General features: G+C 36.0%; 10 protein-coding genes. 7 read left to right on the top strand and 3 right to left on the bottom strand.

What is annotated here, in order from left to right; all coding sequences use genetic code 11:
• Positions 1 to 43: 43 nt before the first annotated feature.
• Positions 44 to 433, top strand: a complete 390-nt coding sequence (locus ACM55G_RS02170) for a Dabb family protein (protein WP_416842262.1) — start codon at positions 44 to 46, stop codon at positions 431 to 433.
• Between the two features lie 104 nt (positions 434 to 537).
• Here the strand turns inward: ACM55G_RS02170 and ACM55G_RS02165 are convergent, their stop codons facing one another.
• Together ACM55G_RS02165 and ACM55G_RS02160 are read right to left on the bottom strand one after the other, a co-directional pair.
• On the bottom strand, positions 538 to 1,605 hold the full coding sequence (locus ACM55G_RS02165) for an SDR family oxidoreductase (protein ID WP_416842261.1): 1,068 nt from the start codon (positions 1,603 to 1,605) through the stop codon (positions 538 to 540).
• 94 nt (positions 1,606 to 1,699) lie between these two features.
• Positions 1,700 to 2,263, bottom strand: a complete 564-nt coding sequence (locus tag ACM55G_RS02160) for a Crp/Fnr family transcriptional regulator (protein WP_416842260.1) — start codon at positions 2,261 to 2,263, stop codon at positions 1,700 to 1,702.
• Between the two features lie 339 nt (positions 2,264 to 2,602).
• Between ACM55G_RS02160 and ACM55G_RS02155 the strand changes: the two genes are divergently transcribed.
• From ACM55G_RS02155 to ACM55G_RS02130, 6 genes are all read left to right on the top strand, one after another.
• On the top strand, positions 2,603 to 4,933 hold the full coding sequence (locus tag ACM55G_RS02155) for a glycoside hydrolase family 3 protein (protein ID WP_416842259.1): 2,331 nt from the start codon (positions 2,603 to 2,605) through the stop codon (positions 4,931 to 4,933).
• Positions 4,934 to 5,555: 622 nt separating this feature from the next.
• Complete coding sequence (locus tag ACM55G_RS02150) at positions 5,556 to 5,813, top strand: amidohydrolase family protein (protein ID WP_416842771.1); 258 nt, start codon at positions 5,556 to 5,558, stop codon at positions 5,811 to 5,813.
• A 147-nt stretch (positions 5,814 to 5,960) separates the two neighbouring features.
• Positions 5,961 to 6,773: an SDR family oxidoreductase gene (locus ACM55G_RS02145; RefSeq protein WP_416842258.1), complete on the top strand. Its 813-nt coding sequence runs from the start codon at positions 5,961 to 5,963 to the stop codon at positions 6,771 to 6,773.
• A 31-nt stretch (positions 6,774 to 6,804) separates the two neighbouring features.
• Complete coding sequence (gene uxuA, locus ACM55G_RS02140; RefSeq protein WP_416842257.1) at positions 6,805 to 7,995, top strand: mannonate dehydratase; 1,191 nt, start codon at positions 6,805 to 6,807, stop codon at positions 7,993 to 7,995.
• Positions 7,996 to 8,168: 173 nt separating this feature from the next.
• Entirely contained in the window at positions 8,169 to 9,296 is a 1,128-nt protein-coding gene (locus ACM55G_RS02135; protein WP_416842256.1) for a PQQ-dependent sugar dehydrogenase, read from the top strand.
• A 3-nt stretch (positions 9,297 to 9,299) separates the two neighbouring features.
• Positions 9,300 to 9,749 (top strand): c-type cytochrome, encoded by a 450-nt coding sequence (locus ACM55G_RS02130; RefSeq protein WP_416842255.1) that lies wholly within the window; start codon positions 9,300 to 9,302, stop codon positions 9,747 to 9,749.
• Between the two features lie 123 nt (positions 9,750 to 9,872).
• Here the strand turns inward: ACM55G_RS02130 and ACM55G_RS02125 are convergent, their stop codons facing one another.
• Positions 9,873 to 12,515: an MGH1-like glycoside hydrolase domain-containing protein gene (locus ACM55G_RS02125; RefSeq protein WP_416842253.1), complete on the bottom strand. Its 2,643-nt coding sequence runs from the start codon at positions 12,513 to 12,515 to the stop codon at positions 9,873 to 9,875.
• Positions 12,516 to 12,846: the final 331 nt, after the last annotated feature.

Here is a 12,846-nt window from a genome sequence, read left to right as displayed (position 1 = left end):
TCTTTTTTAAATTTCGATATTTACCTTTTAAAAAAAATAATTGATGATACGTAGAAGATTTATTGGTTCTGCAGCTTTATTTGGAGTTGCAGGTGTTATGGGCTTTACAATGCGTCCAAAGAAAAAACCTTTGTTACACCATGTGTTTTTTTGGTTGAAGAACCCTCAATCCGAGGCTGACAAGCAACAATTAATTTCCGGTTTAAAAACTTTGGCGACCATTCCAACAATTCGCCAAATTCATGTGGGCGTTTTAGCTTCGACAGAGAAACGGGAAGTTGTAGACACCTCATGGGATGTTTCTGAACTCATGTTTTTTGATGATGAAGCCGGGCAAAAAATATACCAGGACCACCCACTTCATCAAGCTTTTATAAAGAACTGTTCTCATTTATGGGAAAAGGTCTTGGTTTATGATGCCATAGATGTGTAAATATTGAAAAGGTGGCTATTGCCAATACAAGAGAAACACAACTAAAAAAAGGGTTTCAAGAAATAAATCTTGAAACCCTTTTTTATGAATACTACTTTAGGTAATTACGGAATCAATCGGTCAGTACGAAGCTGTTCAAACAAATCGTAAAATGAATCTTCAGTTCTTTGAAAAATAGGGAATCCGAGTACACGACTTTTAGTCATATCAGTCATGACTTCTATTGGGCGTCCCAAGTCAAGATCGGTATGCCACGGAGAAGCCAGTTTGTTTAAATCAGACTCTTCAAGAGCATTTTGATCGGCAATTTTTTTCCAAACCAGAGCTTCATCTCTCATTTGTTCCTCCAGAGGATGAATCGTACCATCATACCCAATTGCTTGAATCCCAAACGATACAGCTATTTTGTTCCAAAGCCATTTCCAGCGAAAAAAATCTCCATTAACCACATTGAATGCTTCGTTACGGGCCGCTTCTGTAGTGGAAGCCCATATTAAATGTTCTGCCAATACTCCGGCATCGGTAACATCCGAAAGTCCATTCCATTGTGCTTCTGAACCCGGCCACTGAAACGGTTTCCCTGTTTCTTTACAAATGCTGGCATACACAGCGAGTGTAGTCCCAAGATTCATTAAGTTGCCTACTGCTTTTCCTATAACCGTATGCGGGCGGTGGATGCTCCAGGTAAAACCATCTCGCGCTGCAGCAACATAAACTTCATCTTCTTGGGCGTAATAAAAATTTTCTATCTCCAGACGGGGTTGCTCTTCCCTAAGAGGTGTTTCGGGCAAAAAACCTTCTTTGGCGTAAGCCTCAAACGGCCCCAGATAATGTTTTAGCCCGGTAACAAGTGCTACGTGTTGGACTGATTTTTTAGAAGATAATGCCTCTAGAAGATTTCTCACCATCAAGCTATTTACACGTATGTTTTCGGCTTCGGAATCTTGCCGCATCCAACTTGTAATGTAGATGTGAGTGGGTAAAACGTCTTTTAAAGCTATTTTTAAATTTTCCAGATCCAAAAGGTCTGCAGCAACTGGCTGTAGGTTTTCGATATCTTTTCGTGGGTTTCTGGCTAAACCGAAAGTTGTCCAGCCTTTAGCAATAAGTTTTTCTGCGAGATTACCACCCGTTATTCCGGTTGCCCCAACTACTAGCGCTATATTTTTCATTTGTATGTTTTAAAATTTTTACAATACAAAATTCGAAAACATTCCATGGATTATAAAGGACATACCTCACATATAATTTGTGATCTATATCACGTCAATGCGATAAACGACTCAATGTTTCTCGTGAAATACCAAGATAGGAAGCTATCAGAGTTTTCGGAATTCGGTGAATCAAATCAGGATATAATTGGATAAATTGTGTGTATCGTTCCTCTGAATTCTTGCTCATTAGCGAAAGGATTCGGTTTTGAAGCGCAATATTACCCGCGGTCATTTTTTGCAAGAAGAAGAATTCCATTTTCTGCAACTCGATACACAGTTTTTCTCTGTTATCAAGTGTGATATAATAAGTTTGCGCGTCTTCTAAACAGTCAATATTGAGCGTGGCATTCTGTTCATTATAAAAACCCTGATTATCCGTTATCCACCAGTCCTCCATGGCAAATTGCAAAATATGATTCTTCCCTGATTTGTCTACATAAAAAGATTTCAACAGCCCTTTTACAACAAAATGAACATACGGAACAGGATTTTCCTGCTGAACTATATATTGATGTTTTTTATATTTACCAATCGAAAAGTAAGAGAGTACCAATTGAAATTCGTCATCTGTTAATTGTATAATTTTCTCAATTTGTCGTCTTAAAATTTCTTCCATATCTCCTTTTTTTTATAACCGGATAAAAATACGATTAAAAAAAAGATGATTAAAAAACTTCCATTTAATTCGGCGTAACTGGGAAAGCATCTGGGATTACATTTAAAGAGAAAATGACCGTTAAGAGGTTTATTTTTAATACGTTCCAAATAAAAATTAAAAAATATTTTTATTTCATTGTGTTGATACGACACATTATTTATTATATTTGAAATCGTTTTCGTTAATTCGACAGAATCAGAAAGCAGTTTGATTACAATTTAGCCCTTTAAAAACAGGATTAAAAAACATAAACCACTATAATTTAGCTATTTAATTACCAAATAAAAGAATCAAAATATGAGAAAAAGAATACTATTACCCGCGTTAATTTTACTTGTGGGAACGCAAATGTATGCCCAAAAAAAATGGACGGAAACTCCTAAAAATTCTTACAGTATTATTCAAAATAAAGGAGGCCAAACATTAGGCTATTCACCCAAATCAGGAGTTAAAATCATACAAGTGAATGGTTTAGCTTTTAAAGATTTGAACAAAAATGGCAGGTTAGATATTTATGAAGATTGGAGAAAACCAGTAGCGGAACGTGCCAAGGATCTTGCTGCTAAAATGACGGTGGAGCAAATCGCGGGTTTAATGTTATACAGCAGGCATCAAGCGATACCCGCGCAGGAAGCAGGAATGTTTACCGGAACCTATAATGAAAAACCATTTTCTAAAAGTGCTGCAAAACCTTCGGATTTGTCGGATCAACAAACTGCATTTTTAACCAAAGATAATTTACGTCATGTGTTAATGACTTCGGTTCAGAGCCCGATAATTGCGGCAGAATGGAATAACAACATACAAACATTAGTGGAGGGGATTGGAATGGGAATTCCATCCAATAACAGTTCTGACCCAAGGAATGGAGCCAATAAAGATTCCGAATACAATGCCGGATCAGGTGGTTCTATATCACAATGGCCTGAAGAATTGGGATTAGCCGCAACTTTTGAACCTGCTATTGTAGAAAAATTTGGATCCATTGCAGCTAAGGAATACAGAGCACTAGGAATTACAACAGCCTTATCACCACAGATTGATCTAGCGACAGAACCAAGATGGAATCGTTTTGTGGGTACTTTTGGCGAAGACCCAAAACTGGCTACAGACATGGCAAGAGCCTATGTGGATGGCTTTCAAACCTCAACAAAATCAATTGCTGTTTATGAAGGATGGGGAAATCAAAGTGTTAACGCAATGGTAAAACATTGGCCAAGCGGAGGTCCGGAGGAAGGAGGTCGTGATGGCCATTTTGCGTATGGAAAATTTGCAGTGTATCCAGGAAATAATTTTGAAACTCACTTAAAAACCTTTTTAGAAGGCGCTTTTAAATTGAATGGAAAAACTAAAAAAGCATCGGCGGTGATGCCGTATTATACGATTTCGTATGGTCAGGATAAAAAATACGGTGAGAATGTTGGAAACGGATTTAGTAAATACATAATTACTGATTTATTAAGAAACAAATACGGTTACGACGGAGTGGTTTGCACCGATTGGTTGATTACTGCCAATGAAGGACCTACACCTGATGTCTTTGCGGGTAAATCATGGGGTGTTGAAAAATTAAGTGTGGCCGAAAGACATTACAAAGTTATGATGGCTGGCGTGGATCAATTTGGCGGAAATAATGACATCAAGCCCGTGCTTGAAGCGTACCAAATGGGTATAAAGGAACACGGAGAACCATTTATGCGCAAGCGTTTTGAGCAATCAGCAGTTCGTTTACTTTTGAATATTTTTAGAGTGGGATTATTCGAAAATTCTTATTTAGATGCTAATGAGACCAAAGCAATAGTAGGACAACCTGAATTTATGAAAGCCGGTTTTGACACCCAGTTGAAATCTATTGTAATGATTAAAAATCAGAATAAGACCCTACCAATTGCAAAAGGAAAGACCGTTTACATACCGAAAAGAGTTACTCCTGCGGGAATCAACTTTTTTGGACAACCAGCTCCCGAAAAAATTGAATATCCGATTAATTTAGAATTGATTAAAAAATATTATACCGTAACGAATGATCCTGCAAAAGCTGATTTTGCCATCGTATTTATCAAAAGTCCTATCAGTGGCGGATACAACAGAGCCGATAGAGAAGCCGGTGGAAATGGATATGTGCCAATTAGTTTACAGTTAAAAGAGTATAAGGCTGTAGATGCCAGAGCGCAAAGTATTGCTGCCGGAGATCCTGTGATTGATCCAACGATTACAAACCGCTCGTATTTGAATAAAACGTCTAAATCAAATTCATACCCCGATTTAAATACGATCCTGGAAACTAAAAAAGCGATGAACGGGAAACCGGTACTCGTATCTGTAAATATTTCTAACCCAATGGTTTTTGGTGAATTTGAAAAAGAAGTTGATGCAATAGTGGGTGAATTTGGTGTGCAAGTAGAAGCTTTAATGGATATTATTTCTGGAAAAACAGAACCTTCTGGATTATTGCCTTTACAAATGCCATTGAACATGTCTACTGTTGAAAAACAAATGGAAGATGTTCCTCACGACATGACTCCTTATGTAGACACTAACGGAAATGTGTATGATTTTGGTTTCGGATTAAACTGGAAAGGAGTAATCAAAGATAACCGAACCCAAAAATACATCGTTAGGAAATAATAAGATCTAATAAATTATATTTGAACCACCTATAACTCCGTAGGTGGTTTTTTTAGGCCCAGTCCTCAAATTTTTAGTAGGCTATTCTTTTTTAAAAACTTTTTTTAAAAAGATTAATTAAAATTCATCATAGTAATTTTAAGCAAAAAAACAATCGTTTTGACAAGATATTTTTTAGTTTTTGTTAAAAAACAATGATAATTAAACAATACTAATTTTGAACTAAAAAAGATAATTTAATCTTATATCTTTAGCCTGCTAAATTCTTAATTAATTTTATTAAAATATTTTATTCGTAATCATGCAATCGATTACGGAAATAAAAGTGTTTTTGACAAATATAAAATTGGTTGCTGATCTTTATCTTCAATTACCTGTATATTCTTTTTCTGTGTTTTACAGGAAAGTTCCAGATAATGTTCCAAAGCAGCGCAGTTAAATAAAGACGATTTTATTCCATAGCAATGTGGAAAATCGCTATGAGAAGTTTAAAATTTTAAATCTAAGAAAAAAAGTATGTTTTCATTACAAAATAAAAATCAGTGGTTACCGGTGGAGGACGCGGAATAGGAAAGGTAATTTCAGCCTTATTCGCAAAGCAAGGAGCTGAAGTTCATCAGCAATAAATCTGGTCAATCGTTTTCCGGAGCAAGCTTTTGTATTGGACCATATTGCTAAGCCTGACATAAAATCAGGGACAATTCAATCCTGGAAAGAGAACATCACGGAATTAGCGAAAGCAGAAAATGTAATGTGTAAAATTTCGGGAATGGTTACTGAGGCGAACTGGTATTCCTGGACAGCGGATGATAAAAAACCATATTTCGATGTAATTTATGAAAAATTTTTGAAAGAAAACCTAATGTTTGGTTCTGATTAGCCCGTTTGCAATGTTGTCGCAAATTATAAGTTAGTTGTAAAAACGCTGGAGGTATATATTTCGCAATTACCAACTCAAGAACAAAAACTGATTTGGTATGGCATGCCAACTTTTTATAAACTTGATCAATAAAAATAATAATATAACATGGATAATTTATTCAATTTAAAAGGAAAAATAGCTTTAGTCACTGGAGGATCTGGAGTTTTAGGAGGTCAAATGGGTGAATTCTTGGCGAAAGCGGGAGCGATAGCAGTGATAATGGGATCAACTTTAGCCAAAGCTGATATCGTTGTCAATAAAATAAAGGCTAATGGTGGAGAAGCTTTTGCTGTGGCTGCCAATGTGCTTGATAAACCATCACTTGAAAAAGTAAAAGATTTAATACTAGAAAAATACGGGCGCCTTGATATTTTAATCAATGCAGCCGGAGGAAATGTTCCAGGAGCCACTATAGCTCCGGATAGTACTATTTTTAATATGCAGACTGTAGATTTACAAAAAGTAGTAGACTTAAATATTATTGGTACTATAGTGCCAACACAAGTTTTTTCAGAAATTTTTGCGAACCAAAAACAAGGGGTAATTATTAATATTTCTTCCGCAACAGCGCAACGTCCATTGACTCGTGTAGTTGGGTATTCCGCTTCAAAAGCGGCAATCGATAATTTTACCAAATGGATGGCTGTTGAAATGGCTACTAAATTTGGCGAAGGAATACGAGTAAATGCGATAGCCCCAGGATTTTTTATTGGAGAGCAAAATAGAGCTTTATTGCTAGAACCTGACGGAGGTTTGACAGCCAGAGGAAAAAAAATCATCGAGCAAACGCCAATGCGAAGATTTGGTAATCCTGAAGATTTGGGTGGAACTCTAATTTGGTTGTGTAGTGATGCTTCAAAATTCATCACCGGAATTATTGTAAATGTTGACGGGGGATTTGGAGTTACAAGTATATAAACAAGTAAAATATAAATAAAAAACACCAAAAATGGAACAAACATGGAGATGGTTCGGACCTAATGATACCGTTAAATTATCTGATATAGCACAAGCTGGAGCTACTGGTATAGTGACTGCATTACATCATATTCCTAATGGAGAAGTATGGGAAATAGCCGAAATTTTAAAAAGAAAAGATACAATTACTTTTAAAAATTCTGATGTTGATAGTACACTAACTGGCCTTCAATGGTCAGTTGTAGAAAGTATTCCGGTTCACGAAGATATTAAAAAACAAACAGGGAATTACCTACAATATATTGAAAACTACAAGCAAAGTATCAAAAACCTTGCTGCTTGCGGAATACATACAGTATGCTATAATTTCATGCCCGTATTGGATTGGTCCAGAACTGATTTAGAGTATGAAATGCCTGATGGGTCAAAAGCATTGCGATTTGACATCAATCAATTTACAGCTTTTGATTTATTTATTCTTAAAAGACCCGAAACAGAGAAAGATTATTCAGCCGAAAGAATTGCTGCTGCAGCTGCTAGTTTTAAAGAATTGAGCGACGCTGACAAAGTGAAACTACAGCAAAATATTCTTGCGGGTTTACCTGGTGCCGAAGAAGCATATAGTGTTCAAGAATTTCTGAAAGTTTTAGACGCTTATAAAAACATTGACGCTGCTACACTAAAAGCAAATCTTTATTATTTCTTGAAAGAAATCATTCCGGTTGCTGAAAGTGTTCAGGTAAAAATGGCAATTCATCCGGATGATCCTCCATTTCCAATCCTTGGTTTACCGAGAGTGGTAAGTACCGAAGTCGATTTGATTGAAATGCTAAACGTTGTCGATTCTCCTTCAAATGGTTTTACTATGTGTACCGGTTCTTATGGAGTAAGACCCGATAATGATCTTGCTGGTATCATTGATCGTAACGGTGATAAAATGAATTTTATTCATTTAAGAAGTACCCAAAGAGAAAGTGACGGAAGTTTTTATGAAGCCAATCATTTAGAAGGTAATGTGGATATGTATGCTGTTGTAAAAGCAATACTCAACAAAGAAAAAGAAACAAAAAATATAATCCCAATGCGTCCTGATCACGGACATCAAATGTTGGATGATTTAAATAAAAAAACAAATCCTGGATATTCTGCAATCGGTCGTTTACGTGGTCTTGCTGAATTACGAGGATTAGAAATGGGAATCAAAAAAAGTTTATTTAATTAAAATTATTTTATCTGATGTTTTGTGTGATATTCCTATCTAACAAACTGAAATAAAAATACTTATCCTTACTTATGCAATCATTCTTTATCAAAGTTTAAAAATGATGGCATAAATAGATCCTGTTTTTACTATCTTTAAAAGATTTCTATTCAAACAGGACTAAAATTAAACTCATGAAAAAAAAAATCACACTGGTTACACTTTCGATTCTTTCTTCCATTTTTTTCAGTTGCGAAGCTCAAGTAAAACCAAACGATATTTCCATTCAGGAAGAAGTAAAAAATTATACTCTTGAAACTGTTGCTTCTGATATTGCGATACCATGGGGAATGACTTGGTTGCCTGATGGAACGATGCTAGTCACAGAAAAAAGCGGTGTTCTTTACCAAATCAAAAACGGCACAAAAACTGAAATAAAAAATGTTCCCAAAGTATATTCTCGTGGACAAGGTGGCTTATTAGACATCGTTTTACATCCTAACTATGCTAAAAATGGTTGGTTGTATATGACCTATTCCTCTAGTGAAGGTGAGGGTGAAGGCGGTAATACCAAACTCATTCGAGCAAAATTACTGGACGGAAGTCTAACCCACATAGAATCACTTTATAAAGCTACTCCCAACACCACAAAAGGCCAACATTTTGGTTCCCGGATTGCATTTGATAACGATGGATATTTGTACTTCTCAGCAGGAGAGCGTGGTAACCATTTTGTAAATCCACAAGATATCAAACGCGATGGCGGAAAAATATACCGATTAAATGATGATGGGACCATCCCTAAGGACAATCCTTTTGTAGGTCAGCCAGAGGCGAAGGAAGCGATCTATTCAAATGGTCACAGAAATCCGCAAGGAATGGCAAAAAACCCGATAACAGGAGCCATTTGGGCACACGAGCACGGACCTCAAGGTGGAGATGAAATCAACATTATAAAAAAAGGAGCAAATTACGGCTGGCCCGTAGTTACTTATGGTATAGATTATGATGGAACTACTATTAGTACCGAAAAAGAAAAACCGGGAATAGAAAAGCCCATTTACTATTGGCTGCCATCTATCGCACCAAGCGGAATGGTATTTGTAACCAGCGACCGTTATCCTAATTGGAAAGGGCATTTACTTGTTGGATCCTTAAAATTTCAATATCTAGAATTGGTGAAATTGAAAGGCGACGAAGTAATCGGACGACAAAAAATTGCCACAGACATTGGGCGTTTGCGCAATGTGGCACAAGGTCCGGACGGTTATATTTACATCGCGGTTGAAGGAAAAGGAATACTCAAAATTATACCTAATTAATCTATGTTGACAAGTAAACTATTTTTTGGCTTTAGCCTGCTTTTGTTGGGATCATTTTATTTTGAAAATCCCATTTCTAAAAACCACTATATTATTGCCAATCATGCAAATAAAGATAAAGTGGTTGCACAAAACCAAACACCTGGAAAAGAAATCTATACTGATTTTTGTATACAGTGTCATGGTATAAATGGCAAAGGAGACAACAAAAATTTCCCTCCTCTAGACGGTTCTGACTGGCTGACAAAAAAAAGAGTCCAAAGTATCCGTGCTATTAAATTTGGACAAAGTGGCGAAATTGTTGTTAATAAAAAGAAGTTTAATAGTAGCATGCCTGCCATGGGACTCTCTAATCAAGAAGTGGCTGATGTGATGAATTATATAATGAAATCATGGAGCAACAAACAGAGTAAAATAGTTACCGAAAAAGAAGTGGCAGCAATTAAGCCGTAAATCAAATCAGCATTTGGCTGAGCCGAATAAAATTAGGGTTTTGATTCCAAATTTTAGGACGGGATAATATATTAAAAAAAGACGATCATTGCTAATCGTCTTTTTATTTTTTGACTTCAATTCTTATTTAACATATAACTGTCGGATAATTTCTGAGATCAGTCCAGTCCACCCTGTTTGGTGATTGGCGCCTAAACCTTTACCGGTATCCCCGTCAAAGTATTCAAAAAACAAGTGGTTTTTGTTGAAAACGGGGTCATTTTGAAACTTCTCATATTCGCCATACATTGGAATTTTCTTGTTGCTATCCGGAATAAAGAGAGATAATAATCGCTTAGAAACTCCTTCTGCTGCTTGTTTTATACTCATCATTTGCCCTGAGTTAGTAGGGAATTCAACTTCATAGTCGTTTCCATAATAACTTGAGAATTTTTCTAAAGAGTCTAAAATCAAATAATTCATTGGAAACCAAATAGGGCCTCTCCAATTTGAATTTCCGCCAAACATATCTCCTGTAGCCTCGGCTGGGGTATAATCGACCTGAACTGTTCCTCCTTCATACGTAAATTTATAAGGATGTTCTTTATGATATTTGGATAACGAACGAATTCCAAAATCGGATAAAAACTCCGTTTCATCAAACATCCGTTTCATGATCATTTTCATTCGATGACCTCGAAGAATGGAAAGCAAACGGGTCTCGCCTTTTCCGGGTTGATACCAACTGGAGATTAAACTTGCTAAATCAGGACGGTTATTCAATACCCATTCGACACGGCGTTTAAAATCTGGTAATTTTTCTAACAATTCAGCATTTAAAACTTCGACCGCAAATAAAGGGATTAACCCTACCATGGAACGCACTTTTAAAAGTTCGGCTTCGCCATTCTCTTTATGAAGCATGTCATAGTAAAACTGGTCATCTTCATCCCAAAGATTTAATTGATCGCCACCAATGGCCTGCATTGCACCTGCAATATGCAAAAAGTGCTCGAAGAATTTAGAAGCCATATCTTGATAAACAGGATTTTCAAGAGAGATTTCACAAGCAATTCGCAACATATTTAAGCTGTACATTGCCATCCAACCTGTTCCGTCAGCTTGCTCTAAATGTCCGCCAGTTGGCAAAGCTGCTGAACGGTCAAAAACTCCAATATTATCCATTCCAAGGAATCCACCACCAAAAATATTATTCCCACCTTCATCCTTCAGATTCACCCACCATGTGAAATTTAATAACAATTTATGGAAAATACGTTCCAAGAAAACAATGTCTCCTTTTCCACCATTCATTTCCTTGTCTATTTCATAAACCTTCCAAGTTGCCCAAGCATGAACTGGAGGATTTACATCTGAAAATGACCATTCGTAGGCTGGTATTTGACCATTAGGATGCATATAATATTCCCTCAAGATAACAGACAATTGTCTTTTTGCAAATTCAGGATCAAGACGAGCTAAAGGCAACGTATGAAATGCTAAATCCCAAGCCGCAAACCAAGGATATTCCCATTTATCTGGCATCGATAGAATATTGGAAGTATACATGTGTTTCCAGGAACTATTTCGTCCGTCCTTTCTATTCAAATCCGGTTTTGGCATGGATGGATCGCCCTTTATCCATTCCAGCACATTGTAATAATACCATTGTTTTGTCCAAAGCATTCCAGCATAGGCCTGACGTTGTACAGACCTCAACTTTTCCTCTTCAATTCCTTTTTGAAGACTGGCATAAAATTCATCGGCCTCAACAAGTCGTTTTTCAAAAATAGAATCAAAATCCACAAAAGCATCACTTGGGGTTTGATTCGTAAATCGCATACGATAGACCTTTTTCCCGTTAGCAGGAATTACATCGTCATATTTTACCGAAGCTTTTGTACCAATGTGATTTGGATTTACGGCTTCTTTATCATTATTTACAATATAATCATTTATACCATCTTTAGTATAATTTGTGGGATTAGCAGAGTTATATAGCCTCTCAAAATTTGTTTCATTATCACAGAACAAAATTTCTTTTGCCTTTTCAGCGTATAATTTAAAATGTCCTACTAATCGATGATTTACTTCAATTATGGACTTTCCAATACCCGTTAATATTGGTTTATGACTATATTTTTCATATCCCCAGCACCAGGTATTCCTAAACCATAGAGTTGGCAAAACCGTCAGGGGAGCTGGGATATTTGATCTGTTTTCTACCGTAACTTTAATTAATATATCTTGTTCATCGGCTTTTGCATATTCAATAGAAATATCAAAATAGGCATCTTTATCAAAAATCCCTGTGTCCAGCAATTCATATTCCGGTTCAAGACGCGTCCTTTTTTTACTTTCATTAATCAGTTTTTCATAGGGAAAAGCAGCCTGAGGATACTTGTAAAGCATTTTTTGGTACGAATGGGTTGGCGTAGAATCTTGATAGAAATATAATTCTTTAACATCTTCCCCATGATTTGATTCATTTCCTGTCAGACCAAAAAACCGTTCTTTTAAAATATGGTCATTGTGGTTCCAAAAAGCGAAAGCAAAACAAATATGTTGCTTGTTATCCGAAATTCCACCAATACCCTCTTCCCCCCATCGATACGCTTTAGATCGTGCCATGTCGTGGGTAATATTATTCCAAGCGTCACCGTTTTGTGAATAATCTTCCCTAACCGTTCCCCATTGTCTTTCTGTTAAATAAGGCCCCCACTTTTTCCAACCTTTATTATCCTTCCTTAATTTTAACCGAGCCCGTTCTGCATCTATTTCTGACATACCACTTTAATTAATTGTAATTCGCAATTTATATAAATACGTTTTAAAAACAACTATTTATTCTGTAAAAATCCTTTTAAGTTAGTATTAATTAACTATTTTTAATTGTTTTTAAAATTTAATTCAAGATTGAAGACTGGTATAAAAAAGAAATACACATGTTTAATCCAAATGAATTTTCTCTACAATCCAATTCTTATTAAAATTCTAACAACCTAAATTTCGCAAACTGAATCCGTGAATTATATAAAAAAAATAGTCTTTAGATAGCTTAATAATTGACAAGCCGCACACAAAATACTATATATTTGTATTGAAAACTAAAACCATT

Origin of the sequence: Flavobacterium algoriphilum (assembly GCF_048158655.1) — a bacterium.
Classification (GTDB): domain Bacteria; phylum Bacteroidota; class Bacteroidia; order Flavobacteriales; family Flavobacteriaceae; genus Flavobacterium; species Flavobacterium algoriphilum.
The sequence above is the reverse complement of the archived record's forward strand: the minus strand, read 5'-3'. Positions and strand labels throughout refer to the sequence as shown.